Origin of the sequence: Enterobacter sp. MGH120 (assembly GCF_001037725.1) — a bacterium.
GTDB lineage: Bacteria > Pseudomonadota > Gammaproteobacteria > Enterobacterales > Enterobacteriaceae > Enterobacter > Enterobacter hormaechei_C.
Genome location: NZ_KQ089940.1, coordinates 1890608 through 1916478 on the forward strand (window position 1 = coordinate 1890608; position 25871 = coordinate 1916478).

The following is a 25871-nucleotide window of genomic DNA, read 5'->3' on the forward strand; positions in this document are numbered from 1 at the left end:
CTTAACAGCTTTCCCGCATACACAGGCTGGACGCGATGGGTTTATGATCGCGCCAGTCTCCGTCATTCAGACGTTCCAGTAACGCTTTCCCGGCTTCAATCCCAATCTTGCGATGCGGTACTGCCATCGTTGTCAGCGGCGGCTGACAGACGCGGCTGACGTCGCTGTCACCAAAGCCCACGACCGCTAAATCGTCCGGCACTTTGATGCGTCGACGCTGGCACTCATACAGCGCGCCGCAGGCCAGTTCATCTGATACGCACACCAGCGCATCCAGTTCCGGCCACGCCAGCAGGAACTCTGGCAGTTGTGCCGCGCCGGTGGAGAAGTTCGGCGGCATGGCGGCATTAATCACTCTGTTCGGCGACAGGTGGTGGCGCAGCATCGCCTTGTACCAGCCCTGCAAATGCTGCTGAAAAATCCACTGCTCCTGGTTAGCGCACAGCAGGCCGATATTCTGGTAGCCACGCTGAATCACCATCTCGGTAAGTTCATACATGGCGGCGACGTTATCAATCCCGATATTCATATCAATCGGATCGGCACGCATTGCACCCATTTCCATCACCGGGATAGAGGCGTTTTTCAGCCAGTGGCGTACGGTATCGGAGTGCTCGACGCTGAGCAGTATCGCCGCGGCGATATTCGAGGCCAGCAGCGTTTCGAGCAGTTTCTCTTCCTGTTCAAGACGATGCTGAGATTCCGCCAGCATGATCTGATATCCGGCTGGCTGGAGCACCTGCTGTAGCCCGGCGAACATCTCGGAACAGCCAGCTTCGGAAAGATTGGGAACTACCATCGCGATCGTCCATGACGACGCCGATGCCAGTGCGCTGGCGGCAAGATTGGGCATATAACCCAGCTCCTGCACCGCGGCTTCAATTTTTTCACGCAGTTTATCGGAAACCTGTTCGGGCGTGCGGAGGGCACGGGAAACAGTCATCGTGCCTACGCCGGCAAGCTGTGCGACATCCGCGAGCGTTACTTTTCCGGTACTGCGCCGTTTTCGGGTTAAAGACATACATCTTCCTGCTGACAGGACGCGATTCAGTTTCATCCTTCATTTTACGTGACAGGCAGTATACGCCTTAAATCCCTTTTTTTGCTGTGATTTCGCACCATGATAGCAATTTGATAGCGCTATCACAGTTCTGCATGTTAGTCGTTGGTAGCGCTATCTTTGTGATCGCGATCGCAGTCATTGATTGATGGGTTGAATAGAGTTTGCCCATGTCTGGTCTTTAGCGGGAGTGAAAAATGCTCAAAAAGTGGATATATGATACAACCATCATCCTACAGGATAGCGTTGAAAGCTGGCCCCAGGCGCTGGAACTGTGCGCGAAACCGCTGCTGGATTTGCAGGTCATTGCGCCGGAATATGTCACGGCTATCATCGAGCAGCACCAGACGTTAGGTCCCTACTATGTGCTGGCTCCAGGGCTGGCAATGCCACATGCGCGACCGGAAGAAGGGGCGAAAGGACTTGGCCTGTCATTATTAAAACTAAAACAGGGCGTCTCTTTTGGTGCCGGTGAGTTTGACCCCGTCGATGTGATTGTGATGCTGGCGGCGCCGGACAAGCATAGCCATATCGAAATGATCTCAGCCTTAGCGGAATTATTTTCCAGCGACGAAGATATGGCTGAATTACATCGGGCGAATACGCTGGAGGAGATAAAAACCGTTATCGATCGCTTCTGATTTAATTATTTAATCCGATTCATCTCAACATTACGCGTCAGCGTGATGGGACGTACTCTACTCAAAAAAGGGGATAACAATGAAAATCATGGCTATTTGCGGCTCCGGCCTGGGCAGCAGTTTTATGGTCGAAATGAATATTAAAAAGGTGCTCAAAAAACTGGAAATTGAGGCCGAGGTTGAACACTCCGATCTCTCCTCGGCCACGCCGGGCGCGGCGGACCTGTTTGTAATGGCGAAAGACATTGCCGCCAGCGCCAGCGTGCCGGAAAGCCAGCTGGTGGTAATCAACAATATCATCGATATCAACGAACTCGAAGCGCAGCTGCGCGCCTGGTTCGAAAGACAATAATCCTGATAAGGCGAGGTGGATATGTTTATCCTTGAAACGCTGAATTTCGTTGTTGATATTTTAAAAGTCCCTTCAGTGCTGGTCGGGTTAATTGCTCTGATTGGTCTTGTGGCGCAGAAAAAAGCCTTTTCGGATGTGGTAAAAGGCACAATTAAAACCATTCTCGGCTTTATTGTACTGGGCGGCGGCGCAACTGTGCTGGTGGGCTCTTTAAATCCGCTCGGCGGTATGTTTGAGCACGCCTTTAATATTCAGGGCATTATTCCCAACAATGAAGCTATTGTCTCGATTGCCCTGGAAAAATATGGCGCTTCCACCGCGCTCATTATGGCCTTCGGGATGGTGGCGAATATTATTGTTGCGCGCTTTACCCGCCTGAAATACATCTTCCTCACCGGGCATCACACCTTCTACATGGCATGCATGATCGGCGTGATCCTGACGGTTGCAGGCTTCGAGGGGGTCGGGCTGGTCTTTACCGGTTCGTTGATCCTCGGCCTGATTATGGCCTTCTTCCCGGCGATTGCGCAGCGCTATATGAAGCGTATTACCGGCAACGATGAGATCGCCTTCGGTCATTTCGGCACGCTGGGCTACGTGCTGTCCGGCTGGATTGGCAGCAAGGTCGGGAAAGGCTCGCGCTCCACCGAAGAGATGAACCTGCCGAAGAACCTTAGCTTCCTGCGTGACAGTTCAATCTCCATCTCCCTGACCATGATGATTATCTACCTGATCATGGCGGTGAGCGCCGGACGTGAGTACGTGGAGGCCACCTTCAGCGGCGGCCAAAACTACCTGGTGTACGCCATCATTATGGCCATCACCTTCGCGGCAGGCGTGTTCATCATCTTGCAGGGCGTGCGCCTGATTCTGGCGGAAATCGTCCCGGCCTTTACCGGCTTCTCGGAAAAACTGGTGCCCAATGCGCGGCCTGCGCTGGACTGCCCGGTGGTCTACCCGTATGCGCCAAACGCGGTGCTGATTGGCTTCCTGTTTAGCTTCCTCGGCGGGATTGTGGGCTTGTTCATCTGCGGTCAGTTTAGCTGGGTGCTGATCCTCCCGGGCGTTGTGCCGCACTTCTTCACCGGCGCAACGGCGGGCGTGTTCGGTAACGCCACCGGTGGACGCCGCGGGGCAATGATTGGCGCCTTTGCTAACGGCCTGCTGATCACCTTCCTCCCGGTCCTGCTGCTGCCTGTTCTGGGCGCAATTGGCTTTGCGAATACGACCTTCTCGGACGCTGATTTTGGTGCGGTCGGGATTGTGCTGGGCAACCTGGCACGCTTCCTGTCGCCGCTTGCCATCACCGGACTGGTTGTTGTGTTGTTCGCGCTGCTGGTGGCCTACAACGTCTTCGCTAAAAACAAACCTGCCAGCGGTAACGCGCAGGAAAACCCCGGAGCCAAATCATGAATGAGAATGAAATAACCGAACTGGCGCGTCAGATCCGCATTGAGACGCTGAAATCCCTTACGCAGCTGGGTTTTGGGCACTACGGCGGCAGTATGTCAGTCGTTGAAACGCTGGCCGTTCTGTACGGCGCGGTAATGAAAATTGACCCGGCCGATCCGGACTGGCCAGAGCGCGATTACTTTGTGCTGTCGAAAGGCCATGCGGGGCCGGCGCTGTACAGCACGCTGGCGATTAAGGGCTACTTCCCGATTGAAGAGCTGAGCACGCTGAACCAGAACGGGACGCGTCTGCCAAGTCACCCGGATCGCCTGAAAACACGCGGCGTGGATGCCACCACCGGATCACTGGGACAGGGGATCTCCATCGCTGGCGGCATGGCGCTGTCGCACAAGCTGGCAGGAAGGCCAAACCGGGTGTTTTGCATCGTTGGCGACGGAGAACTGAATGAAGGGCAGTGCTGGGAAGCCTTCCAGTTTATTGCTCACCATCGACTGAACAACCTGACGGTATTCGTGGACTGGAACAAACAGCAGCTCGACGGCGAGCTGGACGAAATCATCAGCGCCTTCGACCTGGAAGGCAAATTCCGCGCCTTTGGTTTTGACGTGGTGACGGTGAAAGGGGATGACATTCCGGCGCTGCTGGAGGTGACCGCGCCGATCCCTGAGGCTGATGCGCGTCCGCGGGTGGTGATCCTCGACAGCATTAAAGGGCAGGGGGTGCCATACCTTGAACAGCTCAGCAACTCGCATCACCTGCGATTAACCGAGGAGAGCAAAGCGGCGCTTAACGAGACGATTCGCCAACTGGAGGCTTCACATGATTAAGGTTGCACCGACAGGACAGAAAGATGCCGTTGAGATGCGTAAGGTCTACGCGGGTTTTGTGGCAAAACAGATTGAGGCCGGGAGCGAGATCATTGCGCTCGAAGCGGATCTGATGAGTTCGATGGCGATGGACGGCGTAGCGCGTGATTACCCACAGCACGTCATCAACTGCGGCATTATGGAGGCCAACGTGATTGGGACGGCCGCCGGGCTGTCGCTCACCGGACGTAAGCCGTTCGTTCATACCTTTACCGCTTTTGCCAGCCGTCGCTGCTTTGACCAGCTGTTTATGTCCCTGGACTACCAGCGCAATAACGTGAAGGTGATTGCCTCGGATGCGGGCGTGACGGCCTGTCACAACGGCGGGACGCATATGTCGTTTGAGGATATGGGCATCGTGCGCGGTCTGGCGCATTCAGTGGTGCTGGAGGTGACCGATGCGGTGATGTTCGAAGATGTGCTGCGTCAGCTCATCGACCTGGAAGGCTTTTACTGGGTAAGGACCATCCGTAAACAGGCGCCGAGCGTGTATGCCCCGGGGTCAACCTTCACCATCGGCAAGGGCAACGTGCTGCGCGAGGGAACCGATATTACCCTGATTGCTAACGGCATTATGGTGGCGGAAGCGCTGGAGGCGGCGCGCCAGCTGGAGCAGGAGGGGGTAAGCGCAGCGGTCATCGACATGTTTACCCTGAAGCCCATCGATCGGATGCTGGTGAAAAACTATGCCGAGAAAACCGGGCGTATTGTGACCTGCGAAAATCACAGCATTCACAACGGGCTGGGGTCGGCGGTGGCGGAAGTGCTGGTGGAAACCTGTCCGGTGCCTATGCGGCGGGTGGGGGTGAAGGAACGGTATGGTCAGGTGGGTACGCAGGACTTCTTGCAGAAGGAGTATGGCCTGACGGCACATGACATTGTGTCGGCGGCGCGGGAGCTGCTGTAATAAAAAAGGCGACCATTTGTGGTCGCCTTTTTGTTGCCCGGTGGCGCTCGCGCTTACCGGGCCTACGGTCCTGTAGGCCGGATAAGCGAAGCGACATCCGGCAAGACCTTACAATTACTGCTGCTGCGAAGACTGGATCGCGGTCAGCGCGATGGTGTAGACGATATCGTCAACCAGCGCACCACGGGACAGGTCGTTCACAGGTTTGCGCATGCCTTGCAGCATTGGCCCGATGGAGATCAGGTCTGCTGAACGCTGTACCGCTTTATAGGTGGTGTTACCGGTGTTCAGATCCGGGAAGATGAACACGGTAGCGCGACCTGCAACCGGCGAGTTCGGCGCTTTGGATTTCGCCACGTCAGCCATTACCGCGGCATCGTACTGGAGCGGGCCGTCGATCATCAGATCCGGACGTTTTTCCTGTGCAATGCGGGTCGCTTCACGGACTTTCTCTACGTCACTACCTGCACCAGAGGTGCCGGTGGAGTAGGAGAGCATCGCGACGCGTGGTTCGATACCGAAGGCAATCGCGGAGTCCGCAGACTGGATAGCGATTTCTGCCAGCTGCTCTGCGGTTGGGTCCGGGTTGATCGCGCAGTCGCCGTAAACGTAAACCTGTTCAGGCAGCAGCATGAAGAACACGGAGGAGACCAGAGAGCTGCCCGGTGCAGTTTTGATCAGCTGCAACGGTGGACGGATGGTATTTGCGGTGGTGTGAACCGCACCGGAAACCAGACCGTCAACTTCGTCCTGCTCCAGCATCAGCGTACCCAGCACCACGTTGTCTTCCAGCTGCTCGCGCGCAACGGCTTCGGTCATGCCTTTGTTCTTACGCAGCTCAACCAGACGGGCAACGTAGCTTTCGCGGACCACGTCAGGATCAACGATTTCGATGCCCGCGCCGAGCTCAACGCCCTGAGACGCCGCAACGCGGTTGATCTCATCCGGGTTACCCAGCAGCACACAGGTCGCGATACCGCGCTCTGCACAGATGGCTGCCGCTTTAACGGTACGTGGTTCGTCGCCTTCTGGCAGAACCACGCGTTTGCCCGCTTTACGCGCCAGCTCGGTCAGCTGGTAACGGAAGGCTGGAGGAGATAGACGACGGCTGCGCTCGGAGGTCGCCGTCAGGGATTCGATCCAGTCTGCGTTGATGTAGCCCGCAACGTATTCCTGAACTTTCTCGATACGCTCGTGGTCATCAACCGGCACTTCGAGGTTGAAGCTTTGCAGGCTCAGGGAGGTCTGCCAGGTGTTAGTGTTCACCATGAAGACTGGCAGGCCAGTGGCGAACGCACGTTCGCACAGCTTGCTTACGCGTGGGTCCATCTCGTAGGCGCCGGTCAGCAGGATCGCGCCGATCTCCACGCCGTTCATCGCGGCCAGACAGGCTGCAACCAGCACGTCCGGACGGTCTGCGGAGGTTACCAGCAGGGAACCTGCACGGAAGTGCTCCAGCATGTGTGGAATGCTACGTGCGCAGAAAGTTACGGACTTCACGCGGCGGGTGTTGATATCGCCTTCGTTGATCACGGTGGCGTTCAGGTGACGCGCCATATCGATTGCACGGGTGGCAATCAGATCGAAGCTCCATGGCACCGCGCCCAGAACAGGCAGCGGGCTGGAATCCTGCAACTTAGCCGGGTCAACTTTGATGACTTTCGCTTTGGAAGAGTCGTCAAAAATTTCGGACAGGTCAGGACGCGTACGGCCCTGCTCATCTACTGGCGCGTTCAGCTTGTTAACAATCACGCCGGTGATGCTGGTGTTTTTCGCACCGCCGAAGCTGCTGCGCGTCAGTTCGATACGCTCTTTCAGCTGCTCTGGGGTATCCGTGCCCTGAGACATCACGAAAACGATCTCTGCGTTCAGGGTTTTCGCGATTTCAAAGTTCAGAGACTGGGCAAACTGGTGTTTACGGGTCGGGACCAGGCCTTCAACCAGCACCACTTCCGCGTCCTGCGCGTTTGCGTGGTAGTTGGCAATGATCTCTTCCATCAGCACGTCTTTCTGGTTGCTGGAGAGCAGAGATTCAACGTGGCTCATCTTCAGCGGTTCAGCCGCTGGCAGATTGGAGTTCTTGCGAACGATGGTGGTGGTCTGGTCTGGCGCATCGCCACCGGCACGTGGCTGGGCGATAGGCTTAAAGACGCTCAGACGAACGCCTTTGCGTTCCATAGCGCGGATCACGCCGAGGCTGACGCTGGTCAGGCCGACGCTGGTTCCGGTAGGGATCAGCATAATAGTACGGGACACGGTTTATCCTCTTTCGTTACCGCCGCGTTGGGCGGGTTACAAAACAGCACCGCCAGCATTGCTGGCGGTGTGGAATCAGGCAGTCAGGCGGTGCGCGTCTTGCGCGATGACCAGCTCTTCGTTAGTTGGGATAACGATAGCAGGGCGGGTGCCTTCTTTGTTGATGAAGCCAGACTTGCCGAAGCGGGCAGCCAGGTTACGCTCATGATCAACTTCGAAGCCCAGAACGCCCAGTTTGCCCAGGGACAGTTCACGTACCATTGCCGCGTTCTCACCGATACCGCCGGTGAAGATAACAGCATCCAGACGGCCTTCCATCAGCGCGGTGTAAGAACCGATGTACTTCGCCAGACGGTGGCAATAAACGTCCATTGCACGTTTAGCGTCAGCTTTTTCTGCGTAGTTGTCTTCAACGTAACGGCAGTCGCTGGTGACCTCGGTCAGGCCCAGCAGGCCAGACTCTTTGGTCAGCATTTTGTTGATGTCGTCAACGCTCATGCCCAGGGTGTCGTGCAGGTGGAAGATGATCGCCGGGTCGATATCACCGGAACGGGTACCCATCACCAGACCTTCCAGCGGGGTCAGACCCATAGAGGTGTCAACACACTTACCGTTGCGGATAGCGGAAACAGAACCACCGTTGCCCAGGTGGCAGGTGATAATGTTGACTTCTTCAACCGGCTTGTTCAGCACTTTTGCGGCTTCCTGAGTCACATAGAAGTGGCTGGTGCCGTGTGCGCCGTAACGACGGACGCCGTGCTCTTTGTACAGGCTGTATGGCAGGGCATAGAGGTAAGACTCTTCCGGCATGGTCTGATGGAACGCGGTATCGAACACGGCCACGTTTTTGTCTTTCAGACTCGGGAAGGATTTCAGTGCTTCAGCGATACCGATCAGGTGCGCCGGGTTATGCAGCGGTGCGAAAGACGCAGAGTCTTTGATACCCTGGATCACGGAGTCGTCGATTACCACGGAACTGGTGTATTTTTCGCCGCCGTGGACGATACGGTGACCAATTGCGGTCAGCTGAGCAGACAGTTCTGGTTTTTGTGCCAGAATAGTGTTAACGATAAAGTTCAGCGCTTCACTGTGAGCGGCGCCTGCACCTAAAGCCGCTTCTTGTTTGCTGCCGTCCATCTTCCACTTGATACGTGCTTCAGGCAGATGGAAACATTCGGCCAAACCAGAGAGGTACTCGTCACCGTTGAGCGCATCGATGATGGCGAATTTCAGTGAGGAGCTACCGCAGTTCAGAACCAGTACTAACTTACTCGACATGGAAGTACCTATTATTGATACGTGGCTAAAAAAACGTCAGTGAGTCTAAAAGCGTAACGCATGCTGACCCAGACATTTATGATTAACATCATGCCAAACAAACATTCTGGCAGGATGGAAGAAATACCTATGATTTTAAGCCATTTTGAACATTTTTCAGACAATGGCATAATATGCGATAATTTGACGAGTTAACGCTTATCGTCTACGGCCCTATCAGGCTGGCACAGGATACCCGATACGGGGTAGCGATGACAAAATATTTTGAACGTTGTCATAGCCTGTTGTGGTTTTGCACGAAAATTTTAATTTTTATATGTGAAGTTGAGGTACAGCCATGTCGACACCCGAAATCCCGTCCGTGAACTTTTTTAGTCTGTTTCGTCGGGGACAGCATTACGCAAAGACATGGCCGATGGAAAAGCGCCTCGCGCCCATGTTTATTGAAAATCGCACTATTCGCGCCACGCGCTATGCGATTCGCTTTATGCCCCCGATTGCCGTTTTTACCCTGTGCTGGCAGATAGCGTTAGGTGGACAGCTTGGCCCTGCCGTCGCGACGGCGCTTTTTGCGTTAAGCCTGCCGATGCAGGGGCTATGGTGGTTAGGCAAACGTTCCGTCACGCCACTTCCGCCTTCTGTTTTACACTGGTTTTATGAAGTGCGTGGAAAACTGGAGGAGGCGGGCCAGGCGCTGGCACCGGTTGAAGGCAAGCCAGACTATCAGGCGCTGGCGGATACCCTCAAGCGTGCGTTTAAACAGCTTGATAAAACATTCCTCGATGACTTGTGATTGATCATCGAAACGACGACCAAAAGAAGGCACAGTAACAATCAGTTACCGTGTCTTTTTTTTACAGTGCAATGCGCTACAGGAGTCGAAAGATGGAAATGACCCATGCTCAACGTCTGATTTTGTCTAACCAGTACAAGATGATGACTATGCTTGATCCCGATAACGCTGCACGCTACAGCCGCCTGCAAACCATTGTTGAACGTGGTTTTGGCTTGCAGATGCGCGAACTGGATCGCGAATTTGGCGAACTGAAAGAGGAAACCTGCCGTATCGTTATCGACATCATGGAGATGTACCATGCGCTGCATGTGTCCTGGACCAATCTGAAGGACCAGCAGACCATTGACGAGCGCCGCGTGACGTTCCTGGGCTTTGATGCTGCGACGGAAGCGCGCTATCTGAGCTATGTACGCTTTATGGTGAATACCGAAGGGCGTTACACCCATTTTGATGCGGGTACGCACGGCTTCAACGCCCAGACCCCGATGTGGGATAAGTATCAACGTATGCTGAGCGCGTGGCACGCCTGTCCGCGTCAGTACCATTTAAGCAGCAACGAAATTCAACAAATCATTAATGCCTGACGGAGGTGCGTGTGCAGTGTAAAGGTTTTCTGTTTGATCTGGACGGTACGCTGGTGGATTCGCTACCGGTGGTGGAGCGCTCGTGGTGCCACTGGGCCGACCGGCACGACATCGACCATCAGGACGTACTGAATTTCATCCATGGCAAACAGGCCATTACCTCATTGCGGCACTTCCTTGCGGGACGTTCTGAGGAAGAGATTCAGGCGGAGTTCCGCTATCTTGAGCAGATTGAAGCTACCGATACCGAAGGCATCACCGCGCTGCCCGGTGCGCGTGAACTGCTTGAGCACCTGAATGAAGCGCAGATCCCGTGGGCTATCGTCACCTCCGGCTCGGTTCCCGTCGCGCATGCCCGTCATAAGGCGGCAGGTTTACCGACGCCGGACGTATTCATTACCGCTGAGCGCGTGAAGCGCGGCAAGCCTGAACCGGATGCGTTTCTGCTCGGCGCTGAACTGCTTGGCCTTGCGCCAGCGGAGTGCGTGGTGGTGGAAGACGCGGCGGCAGGCGTGCTGGCCGGGCTGAACGCCGGAAGCCACGTCATTGCCGTTAACGTCCCGGCGGGTTCCCCCCGGCTGGAGGAGGCGGATTTTGTGCTTAACACCCTGACCGCCATCGACGTCTCGAAGGCGTCAGACGGAGTTGTAACCGTCTCGCTAAAAATGTAATCCCATGATATAGCCCCGCATTACCGGGGCTTTTTTATGGCAGAATTGCTTCTCCTCCACTGACAAGGACATGTTGTGAACGGTGAACTGATTTGGGTCCTGAGCCTGCTGTTAATCGCCATCATTCTTTTTGCCACGGGCAAGGTGCGCATGGATGCCGTCGCCCTGTTTGTGATTGTCGCATTCATTCTGAGCGGTACCCTTTCCCTGCCGGAAGCCTTTTCCGGGTTTAGCGATCCCAACGTTATTTTGATTGCCGCCCTGTTTATTATTGGCGACGGGCTGGTACGCACCGGCGTGGCGACGATGATGGGGTCGTGGTTGGTTAAGGTGGCGGGCAGCAGCGAAACCAAAATGCTGATTTACCTGATGCTGACGGTCGCCGGGCTGGGCGCGTTTATGAGCTCTACGGGCGTCGTGGCCATCTTTATTCCGGTCGTGCTGAGCGTCTGCATGAGGATGCAGATCTCCCCGTCGCGGCTGATGATGCCGTTGAGCTTCGCCGGGCTCATCAGCGGCATGATGACGCTGGTCGCGACGCCGCCGAACCTCGTCGTGAACAGCGAACTGATCCGTGAGGGGCTTGAGGGGTTTAGCTTTTTCAGCGTTACGCCGATCGGGCTGGTGGTACTGGTGATGGGCATTATCTATATGCTATTGACCCGTTTCGCGCTGAAAGGGGAGAAGCAGGATAAAGCCAAAGAGGGCTGGAAGCGGCGCTCTTTCCGCGATCTGATTAAAGAGTATCGTCTGACCGGGCGTGCCCGACGTCTGGCTATCCGCCCGGGATCGCCTATGGTGGGGCAGCGGCTGGATGACCTTAAGCTACGTGAACGCTATGGCGCGAACGTCATCGGGGTTGAGCGCTGGCGTCGTTTTCGTCGGGTGATCGTTAACGTGAACGGGGTGTCAGAGTTTCGCGCGCGTGACGTCCTGCTGATTGATATGTCCACCGCAGACGTGGATCTGCGGGAGTTTTGTAGCGAGCAGCTGCTGGAGCCGATGGTCCTGCGCGGCGAGTATTTCTCTGACCAGGCGCTGGATGTGGGAATGGCCGAGGTGTCGCTGATCCCGGAATCGGAGTTATTGGGCAAAACCGTGCGTGAAATCGGCTTTCGTACCCGCTATGGCCTCAACGTGGTGGGCCTGAAGCGCGATGGCGTAGCCCTTGAAGGGGCGGTGGTGGATGAGCCGATCCTGCTGGGGGATATCTTCCTCGTGGTCGGCAACTGGAAACTGATTAGCCAGCTCGGGCAGAAAGGCCGCGATTTTGTGGTGCTGAATATGCCGATTGAAGAGAACGATGCATCACCGGCGCACAGCCAGGCGCCCCATGCGATTTTTTGCCTGGTATTGATGGTCGCGCTGATGCTGACGGACGAGATCCCTAACCCGGTGGCGGCGATAATCGCCTGTCTGTTAATGGGCAAATTCCGCTGTATTGACGCCGAAAGCGCTTACAAAGCGATTCACTGGCCGAGCATCATTCTCATCGTCGGGATGATGCCCTTCGCCCTGGCGCTACAGAAAACCGGCGGGGTGGATTTGATCGTGAAAGGCTTAATGGACGCGGGCGGGGGATATGGTCCGTACCTGATGATGGTTTGCCTGTTCGTCATGTGTGCCACCATCGGTTTGTTCATCTCCAATACCGCAACGGCGGTGCTGATGGCGCCCATTGCGCTGGCGATGGCAAAATCGATGGGCGTTTCGCCGTATCCGTTTGCGATGATGGTTGCGATGGCGGCGTCCGCGGCATTTATGACGCCGGTCTCTTCCCCGGTCAATACGCTGGTGCTGGGGCCCGGGAATTATAGGTTCAGAGATTTCGTGAAGCTGGGTGTGCCGTTCACCGTGCTTGTGATGGTGGTGTGCGTGGTATTGATACCGGTCCTGTTTCCGTTCTGAGCATTTTGCCGGGTGGCGGCTACGCCTTACCCGGCCTACAACCCCGTAGGCCCTGCAAGCGCAGCGCCGCTGGGCGAAAATCAGAGTGGCGAATCCTGGCTAATCTCATCCAGCGACAAATGGAAGCTCGGCACAAACACGCGCATAAAGTAGTCCATCTCTTCGCTGCGACGGGATTCCAGCGTTTTTTCCAGACGCGTTTTTGCCAGTAAAAATTCGTTATTCCCGGCGGATAACTCTTCCAGACACTTCAGGTAGGCGCACAGCGCATCGGCCTGCTTAACCAGGGATTTCTCCTCTTCCGTATACTGATGCTCATCGATCAGCGGCCCGAAGATATCGCGCAGCTCTTCAGGCACCATGTCGATCAGCTTCTGCTGGGCAATCTTCTCAATGGCCTTATATTCCTGGGCAATCTGCGAGTTGAAATATTTCACCGGCGTAGGCAGATCCCCGGTCAGCACTTCCGATGCATCGTGATACATCGCCAGCAGGGCGATACGTTCGGCATTCACCTGCCCGTTGAATTTGCGGTTTTTAATCGCGGCCAGCGCGTGCGCGACCATGGCAACCTGCAAACTGTGCTCAGACACATTTTCAGTACGCACATTGCGCATCAGCGGCCAGCGGTTGATGAGTTTCAGGCGGGAGAGGTGGGCAAAGAAATGACTCTGACTCATAGGTTACCTTATGTCTTCACTGCGACAGACTTCATTGTGCGGGGAGGGGAGGGAAGTTGCAAATTTGCGGATGTTGCAGGCCGGGTAAGCGCAGCGCTACCCGGCGAAAAGTCAGCGTTACTGATGGTACCCGGAGAGGAAGCGCCCGAAGCGGCTGATGGCCATCTCGAGATCGTCTTCGCGCGGCAAGGTGACGATACGCACGTGATCCGGCCACGGCCAGTTAAACGCCGTCCCCTGAACCAGTAGCACTTTTTCCTGCAACAGGAAGTCGAGCACCATTTTCTGGTCGTCGTGAATATTGAAGCGCTTCGCGTCGATTTTCGGGAACATGTACAGCGCGCCGTTAGGCTTCACGCAGGAGACGCCCGGAATATCATTAATCAATTCCCATGCGCGGTTGCGCTGTTCATACAGGCGGCCGCCAGGCACGATGAACTCGCTGATGCTCTGATAACCACCGAGCGCCGTCTGGATCGCATGTTGCGCCGGTACGTTGGCGCACAGACGCATGGATGCCAGCATCTCCAGCCCTTCAATGTAGCCTTTCGCATGTTTTTTCGGACCGTTCAGTACCATCCAGCCCTGACGGAAACCGGCAACGCGGTAAGTTTTAGACAGTCCGTTAAAGGTGACCGTCAGCAGATCGGGTGCCAGCGCGGCGATAGAGTGGTGCTGCGCCGCGTCGTACAGGATCTTGTCGTAAATCTCGTCGGCAAAGATGATCAGGTTGTGCTGGCGGGCGATCTCGACGATCTCCATCAGCAGCTCTTTTGAATAGACCGCACCCGTCGGGTTATTCGGGTTAATGATCACGATACCCCGGGTGCGCGGGGTAATTTTGGCGCGAATATCATCCAGATCCGGGAACCAGTCAGAGGATTCGTCGCACAGGTAGTGCACCGCTTTACCGCTGGACAGGGACACCGCAGCTGTCCACAGCGGATAATCCGGGGCAGGAACCAGCATTTCATCGCCGCTGTTCAGGAGCGCCTGCATCGCCTGAACGATCAGCTCCGAGACACCGTTGCCAATGTAGATATCTTCAACGGTGACGTCGCGCATACCGCGAGCCTGATAGTGCTGCATGATGGCTTTACGGGCGGAATAAAGCCCTTTTGAATCGCAGTAGCCTTGTGCAGTGGGCAGGTTACGGATCACATCCACCAGGATCTCATCCGGCGCTTCAAAACCAAATGGCGCGGGGTTGCCGATGTTGAGTTTCAGAACCTTATTGCCTTCCTCTTCAAGGCGTTTTGCCTCTTTGAGTACCGGGCCACGGATGTCGTAACAGACGTTGTCGAGCTTGCTGGATTTTTCGATAGGGGACATGAACCTTTAACCTTTTCGCTATTATTGCAACTTCCTGCCGTGGAAGTGAGCACGGAACAATGTACTCCCACCGCGCTTCGTTTTGAAGGGCGCACAGAAGAAGATTTCGTCCAACCGGGCAATGCCGCGGTGATCGCTTACTCTAACGACGGAGTGATTTTGCGCCTGAATTTATCGTGATAAAGAGGGGTGTTGGGTTGTTTGTGCTAAAAATTTCATATAAAGATGAATATTATTCTGGAATAAATAAAAAGACGATTCTGGCTGATGCATTAGTCCCCCTGAGTGACCATTCGTAAAACCTGAATGCTGAGATACCGATTGCCATATTAGCAAAGCCAGGTTAAAAGTTACTCATGTGAAATTAATGTTAAGGGTTATTAATGAATGGCCTGAATCTAAATTAAACTTTATTTATTATTAACGACGAAAATGCAACTTTCGTTAATTTTAATAAAAAGAGTGTAGTTGCTTATCATTGGCGTTAAATCCTTAATATTGCAATAAGACTTATAAATATAGTGGATTTGGGTTAAGATGTGTTTCGGGAATGCAGCATAGCGATAGGCCTGTTACGTATATCGGATACTGCTTTCCTGTATTAATCGATTGTTATTGTTAAAATTATCTCTGGCTGATTGGGTAAGTCACATCTTGCTACGTTGCCAACGCTGCGATATAGATGGCAGAAAACATGTCTTACTCTTTATGGTATTAACATCGACCTGCAAACAACGAAATATCCTGGACGCAAGAGAATAAAAATAACGTCATGAAACGTGATTTCTGACTGGTGATATACCGCAGTACAATAACTATCTGTCAGGCAGTCTGCCGGGCCGGGATGCGAGGGAAACTCTTCAGAAGGAATTGCTTAACTGTTACACACAGCTTCAACCCGGGCAGCTCCGCACGAGCAACCTGAAAGTGAAAAGATATGATAAATGCAAATCGTCCGATAATGAATCTCGACCTCGATCTGCTGAGAACGTTTGTTGCGGTCGCCGATCTCAACACTTTTGCAGCAGCTGCTGCCGCCGTTTGCCGTACCCAGTCCGCCGTGAGTCAGCAAATGCAGCGGCTGGAACAACTGGTTGGTAAAGAGCTTTTTGCGCGTCATGGACGTAATAAGCTTTTAACAGAACATGGTATTCAGCTTCTGGGTTATGCCAGAAAGATACTGCGCTTTAATGATGAAGCCTGTATGTCATTAATGTTTAGCAACCTTCAGGGAGTGTTAACATTAGGGGCGTCAGATGAATCAGCAGATACCATTTTACCCTTCCTTCTCAACCGAATTAGCTCGGTTTATCCGAAGCTTGCCCTGGACGTTAGCGTTAAACGCAATGCCTTCATGGTTGAGATGCTGAAAGAAAACGAGGTTGACCTGGTGGTCACCACGCATCGACCTGGCCAGTTTGACAGCCTGACGCTGCGTACTTCTCCAACGCACTGGTACTGTGCCGCGGAGTATGTATTGCAGAAAGGTGAGCCGATACCCCTGGTCCTGCTGGACGATCCGAGTCCGTTCCGCGATATGGTGCTGGCTGCGCTCAACGAAGCCAGTATTCCATGGCGCCTGGCGTACGTGGCGTCAACCTTGCCCGCAGTGCGAGCGGCGGTGAAGGCCGGGCTTGGCGTAACGGCCCGTCCGGTGGAGATGATGAGCCCCGATCTGCGTGTGCTGGGTCAATCCGAGGGACTCCCGTCGTTGCCGGATACGGAGTACCTGCTGTGCCATAACGCCGCCAGCAACAACGAGCTGGCAAAAGTGGTGTTCGAGGCAATGGAAAACTACCACAATCCATGGCAGTACGCGCCTGTTACTCCCGAAGGTGGGGACGACTCCCTGATCGTGGAAGGGGATTTTGAGTGATCATTCCCTCAAAATTCTCGTAACAAAATGTAAGTGCAAAAAAGAGCCACTCGCATGATTTTTTCCTGCGAGTGGTTTTTTTTGCTATTCATAACCGTGAACGGAGCAGGGATAAAGCAAATAACGCTTATTTATCAATGCAGAAAATGTTTTTGGTTAAGATGTAAACAATACCTGTTCTAACTTACCTCATACCCCGCCGATGTTAAAAAAACAGGAAATATGTTGCTGTTTTTTTGATTGAATTAACAAAAGCGTGTCTCAGATCAAGAAAATACTCCCATTTGGGGGGAGGAATCGTTGGCAAATCCTGTCAAAATAGGAGGGTTATTTTTTTTACTTCCAAAACGGACACGATTCAACAAGATGCATTTGACGGAAAGTCATGTACCCACCAGGGTTAAAGGGCACCAAATGTTAATGAGAATCGCACGTTGTAATTTAATGTGAAGAAACCTTTGTTAAAGTTGACAAAAGGTTATAGAAAGGAGTAAAAAACCCCATCATTTTGCTGTCTATGTCTCATTTCTGACAGTTAGTGTAAGGTTATTTTGTTCCTCCCCATGAATCGATGTGATGCCCATCTGCCAGCAAGAGCAGTGTCGTCGGTATCACTTTTGATGAGTAAGCAATGAGTATGTCAACATCCACAGAAGTCATCGCTCATCACTGGGCATTCGCAATCTTTCTTATTGTAGCCATTGGCCTGTGCTGCCTGATGTTAGTCGGCGGCTGGTTCCTGGGCGGTCGCGCCCGCGCAAGGCACAAAAACACACCTTTCGAATCAGGTATTGATTCAGTAGGTACCGCTCGCTTACGCCTGTCTGCCAAGTTCTACTTGGTAGCCATGTTCTTCGTCATTTTTGACGTGGAAGCGCTTTACCTCTTCGCGTGGTCTACCTCCATTCGCGAAAGTGGTTGGGTGGGCTTTGTCGAGGCCGCAATTTTCATTTTAGTGTTACTGGCCGGTCTGGTTTATCTGGTGCGTATTGGCGCGCTGGACTGGACACCTGTGCGTTCACGCCGTGAACACATCAACCCGGAAAACAGTATCTCTAATCGTCAGCAGTAACAGCGAGGCAATAAGATGGATTATACGCTCACCCGCATAGATCCTAACGGTGAGAATGACCGTTACCCCCTGCAAAAACAGGAGATCGTAACCGACCCCCTGGAGCAAGAAGTCAACAAAAGCGTGTACATGGGCAAGCTCGAACATGCCATGCACGACATGGTCAACTGGGGTCGTAAGAACTCCATCTGGCCATACAACTTTGGCCTTTCTTGCTGCTACGTTGAAATGGTGACGTCATTCACTGCGGTGCATGACGTTGCGCGTTTTGGGGCCGAGGTACTGCGTGCTTCTCCACGTCAGGCTGACCTGATGGTGGTGGCCGGGACCTGCTTTACCAAGATGGCACCGGTTATTCAGCGTCTTTATGACCAGATGCTGGAGCCAAAATGGGTTATCTCCATGGGCGCATGTGCAAACTCCGGCGGTATGTACGACATTTATTCCGTTGTGCAGGGCGTTGATAAGTTCATTCCGGTGGATGTGTACATCCCGGGCTGCCCGCCGCGTCCAGAGGCCTATATGCAGGCGCTGATGCTGCTCCAGGAGTCAATTGGTAAAGAACGCCGCCCGCTTTCATGGGTTGTTGGCGATCAGGGTGTTTATCGCGCGAACATGCAGTCTGAGCGCGAGCGTAAACGTGGTGAACGTATTGCCGTCACCAACCTGCGTACGCCTGACGAAATTTAATTTGCGCCTGTGGGCCTGGAGAACACCTTCGCATATCACTACTCAAATAGCGCGAAGCCAGGCTTAACAGTCACCACGGACCATTTGCAATGGTGAACAATATGACCGACTTAACCGCGCAAGAAGCCGCCTGGCAGACCCGGGATCATCTCGATGACCCCGTCATTGGCGAACTGCGCAACCGTTTTGGGCCGGATGCCTTTACTGTTCAGGCCACCCGCACCGGGGTACCCGTTGTTTGGGTGAAGCGTGAGCAATTACTGGAAGTTGTCGATTTCCTCAAGAAATTGCCAAAACCTTACGTCATGCTGTTTGACTTACACGGCATGGACGAACGTCTGAGAACGCACCGCCAGGGTCTCCCTGCTGCGGATTTTTCCGTTTTCTACCACCTGATCTCAATAGACCGCAACACGGATATCATGCTCAAGGTGGCATTGTCTGAAAACGACATGCATCTGCCGACGATCACCAAACTTTTCCCGAACGCCAACTGGTACGAGCGTGAAACCTGGGAAATGTTCGGCATGACCTTCGACGGTCACCCGCATCTGACGCGCATCATGATGCCGCAGACCTGGACCGGCCACCCGCTGCGTAAAGACTACCCGGCACGCGCCACCGAATTCGACCCGTTTGAGCTGACCAAAGCCAAGCAGGATCTGGAGATGGAAGCGCTGACCTTCAAGCCGGAAGACTGGGGCATGAAGCGCGGCACCGAAAACGAGGACTTCATGTTCCTCAACCTCGGTCCAAACCACCCGTCTGCGCACGGTGCATTCCGTATTATTCTTCAGCTTGACGGCGAAGAGATTGTCGACTGCGTGCCTGACATCGGCTATCACCACCGTGGTGCCGAGAAGATGGGCGAGCGTCAGTCCTGGCACAGCTACATTCCGTACACCGACCGTATCGAATACCTCGGCGGCTGCGTGAACGAAATGCCATACGTGCTGGCCGTTGAGAAGCTGGCAGGCATCACCGTCCCGGATCGCGTTAACGTGATTCGTGTGATGCTGTCTGAACTGTTCCGTATTAACAGCCACCTGCTGTACATCTCCACGTTCATTCAGGACGTCGGCGCGATGACGCCGGTCTTCTTCGCCTTTACCGACCGTCAGAAAATCTACGATCTGGTGGAAGCGATTACCGGTTTCCGTATGCACCCGGCCTGGTTCCGCATCGGCGGTGTGGCGCACGATCTGCCGCGCGGCTGGGACCGCCTGCTGCGTGAATTCCTCGACTGGATGCCGAAACGTCTGGCGTCTTACGAGAAAGCCGCGCTGCGTAACTCCATCCTGAAAGGCCGTTCTCAGGGCGTTGCTGCCTACGGCGCGAAAGAAGCGCTGGAGTGGGGAACCACAGGTGCAGGTCTGCGTGCGACGGGTATTGATTTCGACGTGCGTAAAGCCCGTCCTTACTCTGGTTACGAGAACTTCGACTTTGAAGTCCCGGTTGGCGGCGGCGTATCCGACTGCTATACCCGCGTGATGCTGAAAGTGGAAGAGCTGCGCCAGAGCCTGCGCATCCTTGAGCAGTGCCTCAACAACATGCCGGAAGGCCCGTTCAAGGCGGATCACCCGCTGACGACGCCGCCACCGAAAGAGCGCACGCTGCAACATATCGAAACCCTGATCACCCACTTCCTGCAAGTTTCCTGGGGCCCGGTCATGCCGGCACAGGAATCCTTCCAGATGATTGAAGCGACCAAGGGTATCAACAGCTACTACCTCACCAGCGACGGCAGCACCATGAGCTACCGCACCCGCGTGCGTACGCCAAGCTTCGCGCACTTGCAGCAGATCCCGGCCGCCATTCGCGGCAGTCTGGTCTCCGACCTGATTGTGTATCTGGGTAGTATCGATTTTGTTATGTCAGATGTGGACCGCTAATTATGCACGAGAATCAACAACCACAAACCGAGGCTTTTGAGCTGAGTGAAGCAGAGCGTGCCGCCATTGAGCACGAGATGCACCACTACGAAGACCCACGTGCGGCGTCCATTGAAGCGCTGAAAATCGTACAGAAACAGCGTGGTTGGGTGCCGGATGGGGCGATCTACGAGATCGCAAAAGTGCTGGGTATTCCGGCGAGTGACGTAGAAGGCGTAGCCACGTTCTACAGCCAGATCTTCCGTCAGCCGGTAGGCCGCCATGTGATCCGCTACTGTGACAGCGTGGTCTGCCACATCACCGGTTATCAGGGCATTCAGGCTGCGATTGAGAAGAAACTCAATATCAAGCCGGGCCAGACCACCTTCGACGGACGCTTTACTCTGCTGCCAACCTGCTGCCTGGGTAACTGCGACAAGGGGCCGACCATGATGATTGATGAGGACACTCACAGCCATCTGACGCCGGAAGCGATTCCTGACCTGCTGGAGCAGTACAAATGAAAACTGTAATTCGTACTGCTGAGACGCATCCGCTGACCTGGCGTCTGCGTGATGACAAACAGCCGGTCTGGCTCGACGAATATCAGAGCAAAAACGGCTATGCCGGCGCGCGTAAAGCCCTCGGCGGCATGGCGCCGGACGACATCGTTAACGCGGTGAAAGAGTCTGGCCTGAAAGGCCGCGGGGGCGCGGGCTTCTCCACCGGTCTGAAGTGGAGCCTGATGCCGAAAGACGAATCCATGAACATCCGTTACCTGCTGTGTAACGCCGATGAAATGGAGCCGGGTACCTATAAAGACCGCCTGCTGATGGAACAGCTGCCGCACCTGCTGGTTGAAGGCATGCTGATCTCCGCGTTCGCGCTGAAAGCGTACCGTGGCTATATCTTCCTGCGCGGTGAATACATCGAAGCGGCTGAAAACCTGCGTCGCGCGATTGCCGAAGCCACTGAAGCCGGTCTGCTGGGTAAAAACATCCTGGGCACCGGGTTTGACTTCGAGCTGTTCGTGCACACCGGTGCCGGGCGTTATATCTGCGGTGAAGAAACCGCGCTGATTAACTCCCTGGAAGGCCGCCGCGCGAACCCGCGCTCCAAGCCACCGTTCCCGGCAAGCTCCGGCGTGTGGGGTAAACCGACCTGCGTCAACAACGTCGAAACCCTGTGCAACGTCCCGGCGATCCTCGCGAACGGCGTGGAGTGGTATCAGGGCATCTCCTCAAGCAAAGATGCCGGTACCAAGCTGATGGGCTTCTCCGGTCGCGTGAAGAACCCTGGCGTCTGGGAGCTGCCGTTCGGCACCACCGCACGCGAAATTCTTGAAGACTACGCCGGCGGCATGCGCGATGGCCTGAAATTCAAAGCCTGGCAGCCGGGTGGGGCAGGGACGGACTTCCTGACCGAAGCCCACCTTGACCTGCCAATGGAGTTCGAAAGCATTGGTAAAGCAGGCAGCCGTCTGGGTACGGCGCTGGCGATGGCCGTCGACCATGAGATCGGCATGGTATCCCTGGTGCGTAACCTGGAAGAGTTCTTCGCCCGCGAGTCCTGCGGCTGGTGTACACCGTGCCGTGATGGTCTGCCGTGGAGCGTGAAGATCCTGCGTGCTATCGAACGTGGCGAAGGCCAGCCTGGCGATATCGAGACACTTGAGCAACTGTGTCGATTCTTAGGGCCGGGTAAAACCTTCTGTGCCCACGCACCGGGCGCCGTCGAGCCGCTGCAAAGCGCGATTAAATATTTCCGCGACGAATTCGAAGCAGGCATCAAGCAGCCGTTCAGCAATACCCATTCGATCAATGGTATTCAGCCGAACCTGCTGAAAGCGCGCTGGTAAAAACAGAATTTTGATTAACGCTCGGTTTCGGCCGAGCCAACTGGAAGCATGCTAATGGCTACGATTCATGTAGACGGCAAAGAATACGAAGTCAACGGGGCGGACAACCTGCTGGAAGCTTGTCTGTCTCTTGGCCTCGATATTCCGTACTTTTGCTGGCATCCGGCGCTGGGCAGCGTCGGTGCTTGCCGCCAGTGTGCGGTGAAGCAATATCAAAACGCGGAAGACACGCGTGGTCGCCTGGTGATGTCCTGTATGACGCCAGCCGCCGAAGGCACCTTTATTTCGATTGATGACGAAGAAGCCAAACAGTTCCGTGAAAGCGTGGTGGAGTGGTTGATGACCAACCACCCGCACGACTGTCCGGTGTGTGAGGAGGGCGGTAACTGCCACCTTCAGGATATGACCGTCATGACCGGTCACAGCTTCCGTCGCTATCGCTTTACCAAGCGTACCCACCGTAACCAGGATCTGGGGCCGTTCATCTCTCACGAAATGAACCGCTGCATCGCCTGCTACCGCTGCGTGCGTTACTACAAAGATTATGCAGACGGACAGGATCTGGGCGTATATGGCGCGCATGACAACGTCTACTTCGGTCGTCCGGAAGACGGTACGCTGGAAAGCGAATTCTCCGGTAACCTGGTAGAAATCTGTCCGACTGGCGTATTCACGGATAAAACCCACTCTGAACGTTACAACCGTAAATGGGACATGCAGTTTGCGCCAAGCATCTGCCAGCAGTGCTCCCTCGGCTGTAACACCAGCCCGGGTGAACGTTACGGCGAACTGCGTCGTATCGAAAACCGTTACAACGGTACCGTTAACCACTACTTCCTCTGCGACCGCGGTCGTTTCGGCTATGGCTATGTGAACCTGAAAGACCGTCCGCGTCAGCCGGTACAGCGCCGTGGCGATGACGTCATTACCCTCAACGCCGAGCAGGCGATGCAGGGCGCGGCGGATATTCTGCGTCAGTCGAAGAAAGTGATCGGCATCGGCTCCCCGCGCGCCAGCATCGAAAGCAACTTCGCGCTGCGCGAGCTGGTTGGGGCGGAAAACTTCTACACCGGTATCGCCCAGGGCGAGCAGGAACGTCTCCAGCTGGTGCTGAAAGTGCTGCGTGAAGGCGGCATTCATACGCCTGCGCTGCGCGAAATCGAATCCTATGATGCGGTTCTGGTGCTGGGTGAAGACCTGACGCAGACCGGCGCACGCGCGGCTCTGGCGGTTCGTCAGGCGGTGAAAGGTAAAGCACGTGAAATGGCAGCGGCGCAAAAAGTGGCTGACTGGCAAATTGCGGCCATTCTCAACATCGGTCAGCGCGCGAAGCATCCTCTGTTTGTGACTAACGTTGATAACACTCGTCTGGACGATATCGCCGCGTGGACCTACTGCGCGCCGGTTGAAGATCAGGCGCGTCTCGGCTTTGCCATTGCCCACGCGCTGGACAGCAACTCGCCGGCCGTTGAACTGGATCGCGACCTGCAAAACAAGGTCGATGTGATTGTTCAGGCACTGGCGGGGGCGAAGAAACCTCTGATTATTTCCGGTACCAACGCCGGTAGCGCTGAAATCATTCAGGCCGCAGCGAACGTTGCCAAAGCCCTGAAGGGCCGCGGCGCTGACGTCGGTGTGACTATGATTGCCCGTGCGGTGAACAGCATCGGTCTGGGTATGATTGGCGGCGGCTCGCTGGAAGACGCGTTAAGCGAACTGGAATCCGGTGCCGCTGACGCCGTTGTGGTGCTGGAAAACGACCTGCATCGCCATGCTTCTGCCGCTCGCGTTGACGCCGCGCTCTCCAGAGCGCCGCTGGTGATGGTTATCGACCATCAGCGCACCGCGATCATGGACAAAGCGCACCTGGTGCTCTCTGCGGCAAGCTTCGCAGAAAGCGACGGGACGGTGATCAACAACGAAGGCCGCGCCCAGCGTTTCTTCCAGGTTTATGACCCGGCCTACTACGACAGCAACACCGTGATGCTGGAAAGCTGGCGCTGGCTGCACTCTCTGCACAGCACCGTGCAGAGCCGTGAAGTGGACTGGACGCAGCTCGACCACGTTATTGACGCGGTTGTTGAGAAACTGCCTCAGCTGGCGGGCATTAAAGACGCCGCGCCTGACGCAAGCTTCCGCATTCGCGGCCAGAAACTGGCGCGTGAGCCGCACCGCTACAGCGGTCGTACCGCGATGCGCGCCAACATCAGCGTGCACGAACCGCGTCAGCCGCAGGATAAAGACACCATGTTTGCCTTCTCGATGGAAGGGAACAACCAGCCGTCTGCGCCGCGTTCGCAAATCCCGTTTGCATGGGCACCGGGCTGGAACTCCCCGCAGGCATGGAACAAGTTCCAGGCTGAAGTGGGCGGTCACCTGCGCCACGGCGATCCGGGCGTGCGTCTGATTGAAGCCTCCGAAACCGGTCTGGACTTCTTCACCACCGTTCCGGCGAGCTTCCAGGCGCAGGAAGGTCACTGGCGTATTGCACCGTACTACCATCTGTTCGGTAGCGACGAAATGTCCCAGCGTTCTCCGGTATTCCAGCAGCGTATGCCGCAGCCGTACATCAAGCTCAACCCGGCGGATGCCGCGAAGCTTGGCGTTAACGCGGGTGCGAACATTGCCTTTAGCTACGACGGCCAGACAATCAGCCTGCCGCTGATTATTTCTGAACGCCTGTCAGCAGGGCAGGTGGGTCTGCCGATGGGTATGCCTGGCATCGCGCCGGTCCTGGCGGGTGCGCATCTTGATAACCTTCAGGAGGCAAAAGCATGAGTTGGTTAACGCCGGATCTTATCGACATCCTGCTGAGCATTCTGAAAGCGGTTGTGATTCTGCTGGTGGTCGTCACCTGCGGCGCGTTCATGAGCTTTGGTGAACGTCGTTTGCTCGGTCTGTTCCAGAACCGTTACGGACCGAACCGCGTGGGCTGGGGTGGTTCACTCCAGCTGGTCGCGGACATGATCAAGATGTTCTTTAAAGAGGACTGGGTTCCGCGCTTCTCGGACCGCGTGATCTTTACGCTGGCGCCGATGATCGCCTTCACCTCGCTGCTGCTGGCGTTTGCTATCGTTCCGGTCAGCCCGACCTGGGTGGTGGCTGACCTGAACATCGGCATTCTGTTCTTCCTGATGATGGCAGGCCTCGCGGTTTACGCGGTGCTGTTCGCAGGCTGGTCCAGTAACAACAAATACTCGCTGCTGGGTGCGATGCGTGCTTCCGCGCAGACGCTGAGCTACGAAGTGTTCCTGGGTCTCTCTCTGATGGGCGTGGTGGCGCAGGCCGGTTCATTTAACATGACCGACATCGTCAACAACCAGGCCGACATCTGGAACGTTATCCCGCAGTTCTTTGGGTTTATTACCTTTGCCATCGCGGGCGTGGCGGTGTGTCACCGTCACCCGTTTGACCAGCCAGAAGCCGAACAGGAACTGGCCGACGGTTACCACATTGAATATTCCGGTATGAAGTTCGGTCTGTTCTTTGTGGGCGAGTACATCGGTATCGTCACCATTTCCGCGTTGATGGTAACGCTGTTCTTTGGTGGCTGGCATGGCCCGTTCTTACCGCCGTTCATCTGGTTCGCGCTGAAAACCGCGTTCTTCATGATGATGTTCATTTTGATTCGCGCAGCGTTACCGCGTCCGCGTTATGACCAGGTAATGTCCTTCGGCTGGAAAGTGTGCCTGCCGCTGACGCTCGTCAACTTGTTGGTAACGGCGGCTGTCATTCTCTGGCAGCAGCCATAAGGGGCTTT

At 55.2% G+C, this 25871-nt stretch carries 22 protein-coding genes; 17 read left to right on the forward strand and 5 right to left on the reverse strand.

The window, feature by feature from the left end; all coding sequences use genetic code 11:
• Window position 1: 1 nt before the first annotated feature.
• Entirely contained in the window at window positions 2-1021 is a 1020-nt protein-coding gene (locus tag SK54_RS09020) for a LacI family DNA-binding transcriptional regulator (RefSeq protein ID WP_017692998.1), read from the reverse strand.
• Window positions 1022-1257: 236 nt separating this feature from the next.
• Between SK54_RS09020 and SK54_RS09025 the strand changes: the two genes are divergently transcribed.
• The 5 genes from SK54_RS09025 to SK54_RS09045 all read left to right on the forward strand — a co-directional run bounded on the left by SK54_RS09025 (window position 1258) and on the right by SK54_RS09045 (window position 5239).
• Window positions 1258-1701, forward strand: coding sequence for a PTS sugar transporter subunit IIA (locus tag SK54_RS09025; protein ID WP_017383438.1), 444 nt, complete (start codon window positions 1258-1260; stop codon window positions 1699-1701).
• Window positions 1702-1780: 79 nt separating this feature from the next.
• Entirely contained in the window at window positions 1781-2053 is a 273-nt protein-coding gene (locus tag SK54_RS09030) for a PTS sugar transporter subunit IIB (protein WP_003861447.1), read from the forward strand.
• Window positions 2054-2074: 21 nt separating this feature from the next.
• Window positions 2075-3466 (forward strand): PTS ascorbate transporter subunit IIC, encoded by a 1392-nt coding sequence (locus SK54_RS09035; protein WP_017383437.1) that lies wholly within the window; start codon window positions 2075-2077, stop codon window positions 3464-3466.
• Entirely contained in the window at window positions 3463-4293 is an 831-nt protein-coding gene (locus SK54_RS09040; RefSeq protein ID WP_045327761.1) for a transketolase, read from the forward strand. Before SK54_RS09035 ends, SK54_RS09040 begins: the two co-directional genes overlap by 4 nt.
• The gene (locus SK54_RS09045) at window positions 4286-5239 is read left to right on the forward strand and encodes a transketolase family protein (RefSeq protein WP_015572265.1); all 954 of its coding nucleotides are present in this window, start codon (window positions 4286-4288) and stop codon (window positions 5237-5239) included. The genes SK54_RS09040 and SK54_RS09045 overlap by 8 nt, the downstream gene beginning before the upstream one ends.
• Before the next feature lie 114 nt (window positions 5240-5353).
• Here the strand turns inward: SK54_RS09045 and pta are convergent, their stop codons facing one another.
• Both pta and ackA read right to left on the reverse strand, forming a co-directional pair.
• Window positions 5354-7495 carry a phosphate acetyltransferase gene (gene pta / locus SK54_RS09050; protein WP_017383435.1) on the reverse strand — a complete coding sequence of 714 codons (2142 nt, stop codon included), beginning with the start codon at window positions 7493-7495 and terminating at the stop codon, window positions 5354-5356.
• A gap of 75 nt (window positions 7496-7570) precedes the next feature.
• Window positions 7571-8773, reverse strand: coding sequence for an acetate kinase (ackA, locus tag SK54_RS09055; RefSeq protein ID WP_015572267.1), 1203 nt, complete (start codon window positions 8771-8773; stop codon window positions 7571-7573).
• Between the two features lie 337 nt (window positions 8774-9110).
• Between ackA and yfbV the strand changes: the two genes are divergently transcribed.
• The 4 genes from yfbV to SK54_RS09075 all read left to right on the forward strand — a co-directional run bounded on the left by yfbV (window position 9111) and on the right by SK54_RS09075 (window position 12732).
• Window positions 9111-9566, forward strand: coding sequence for a terminus macrodomain insulation protein YfbV (yfbV, locus tag SK54_RS09060; protein WP_017383434.1), 456 nt, complete (start codon window positions 9111-9113; stop codon window positions 9564-9566).
• A gap of 92 nt (window positions 9567-9658) precedes the next feature.
• A complete protein-coding gene (locus SK54_RS09065) occupies window positions 9659-10153 on the forward strand; it encodes a YfbU family protein (RefSeq protein ID WP_003861461.1) in 495 nt (164 codons plus the stop codon).
• 11 nt (window positions 10154-10164) lie between these two features.
• On the forward strand, window positions 10165-10824 hold the full coding sequence (locus tag SK54_RS09070; protein WP_045343814.1) for a sugar phosphatase: 660 nt from the start codon (window positions 10165-10167) through the stop codon (window positions 10822-10824).
• 75 nt (window positions 10825-10899) lie between these two features.
• Window positions 10900-12732: an SLC13 family permease gene (locus SK54_RS09075; protein WP_048247057.1), complete on the forward strand. Its 1833-nt coding sequence runs from the start codon at window positions 10900-10902 to the stop codon at window positions 12730-12732.
• Between the two features lie 80 nt (window positions 12733-12812).
• Here SK54_RS09075 and yfbR read toward each other — a convergent pair whose 3' ends face one another.
• Together yfbR and alaA are read right to left on the reverse strand one after the other, a co-directional pair.
• On the reverse strand, window positions 12813-13412 hold the full coding sequence (gene yfbR / locus SK54_RS09080) for a 5'-deoxynucleotidase (RefSeq protein WP_003861468.1): 600 nt from the start codon (window positions 13410-13412) through the stop codon (window positions 12813-12815).
• Window positions 13413-13529: 117 nt separating this feature from the next.
• Window positions 13530-14744 (reverse strand): alanine transaminase AlaA, encoded by a 1215-nt coding sequence (alaA, locus tag SK54_RS09085; RefSeq protein WP_003861471.1) that lies wholly within the window; start codon window positions 14742-14744, stop codon window positions 13530-13532.
• A gap of 937 nt (window positions 14745-15681) precedes the next feature.
• Here alaA and lrhA point away from each other — a divergent pair.
• From lrhA to nuoH, 8 genes are all read left to right on the forward strand, one after another.
• On the forward strand, window positions 15682-16620 hold the full coding sequence (lrhA, locus tag SK54_RS09090) for a transcriptional regulator LrhA (RefSeq protein ID WP_032102733.1): 939 nt from the start codon (window positions 15682-15684) through the stop codon (window positions 16618-16620).
• Window positions 16621-17251: 631 nt separating this feature from the next.
• On the forward strand, window positions 17252-17692 hold the full coding sequence (gene nuoA, locus SK54_RS09095; RefSeq protein WP_003861475.1) for an NADH-quinone oxidoreductase subunit NuoA: 441 nt from the start codon (window positions 17252-17254) through the stop codon (window positions 17690-17692).
• Window positions 17693-17707: 15 nt separating this feature from the next.
• Window positions 17708-18382, forward strand: coding sequence for an NADH-quinone oxidoreductase subunit NuoB (gene nuoB, locus SK54_RS09100; RefSeq protein ID WP_003861482.1), 675 nt, complete (start codon window positions 17708-17710; stop codon window positions 18380-18382).
• 89 nt (window positions 18383-18471) lie between these two features.
• Window positions 18472-20274 (forward strand): NADH-quinone oxidoreductase subunit C/D, encoded by a 1803-nt coding sequence (nuoC, locus tag SK54_RS09105; RefSeq protein ID WP_003861484.1) that lies wholly within the window; start codon window positions 18472-18474, stop codon window positions 20272-20274.
• Window positions 20275-20276: 2 nt separating this feature from the next.
• Window positions 20277-20777: an NADH-quinone oxidoreductase subunit NuoE gene (gene nuoE, locus SK54_RS09110; protein ID WP_006176513.1), complete on the forward strand. Its 501-nt coding sequence runs from the start codon at window positions 20277-20279 to the stop codon at window positions 20775-20777.
• On the forward strand, window positions 20774-22111 hold the full coding sequence (nuoF, locus tag SK54_RS09115; RefSeq protein WP_003861487.1) for an NADH-quinone oxidoreductase subunit NuoF: 1338 nt from the start codon (window positions 20774-20776) through the stop codon (window positions 22109-22111). The genes nuoE and nuoF overlap by 4 nt, the downstream gene beginning before the upstream one ends.
• A gap of 54 nt (window positions 22112-22165) precedes the next feature.
• Window positions 22166-24889 (forward strand): NADH-quinone oxidoreductase subunit NuoG, encoded by a 2724-nt coding sequence (gene nuoG, locus SK54_RS09120; RefSeq protein WP_003861488.1) that lies wholly within the window; start codon window positions 22166-22168, stop codon window positions 24887-24889.
• Complete coding sequence (nuoH, locus tag SK54_RS09125; RefSeq protein ID WP_003861490.1) at window positions 24886-25863, forward strand: NADH-quinone oxidoreductase subunit NuoH; 978 nt, start codon at window positions 24886-24888, stop codon at window positions 25861-25863. Before nuoG ends, nuoH begins: the two co-directional genes overlap by 4 nt.
• Window positions 25864-25871: the final 8 nt, after the last annotated feature.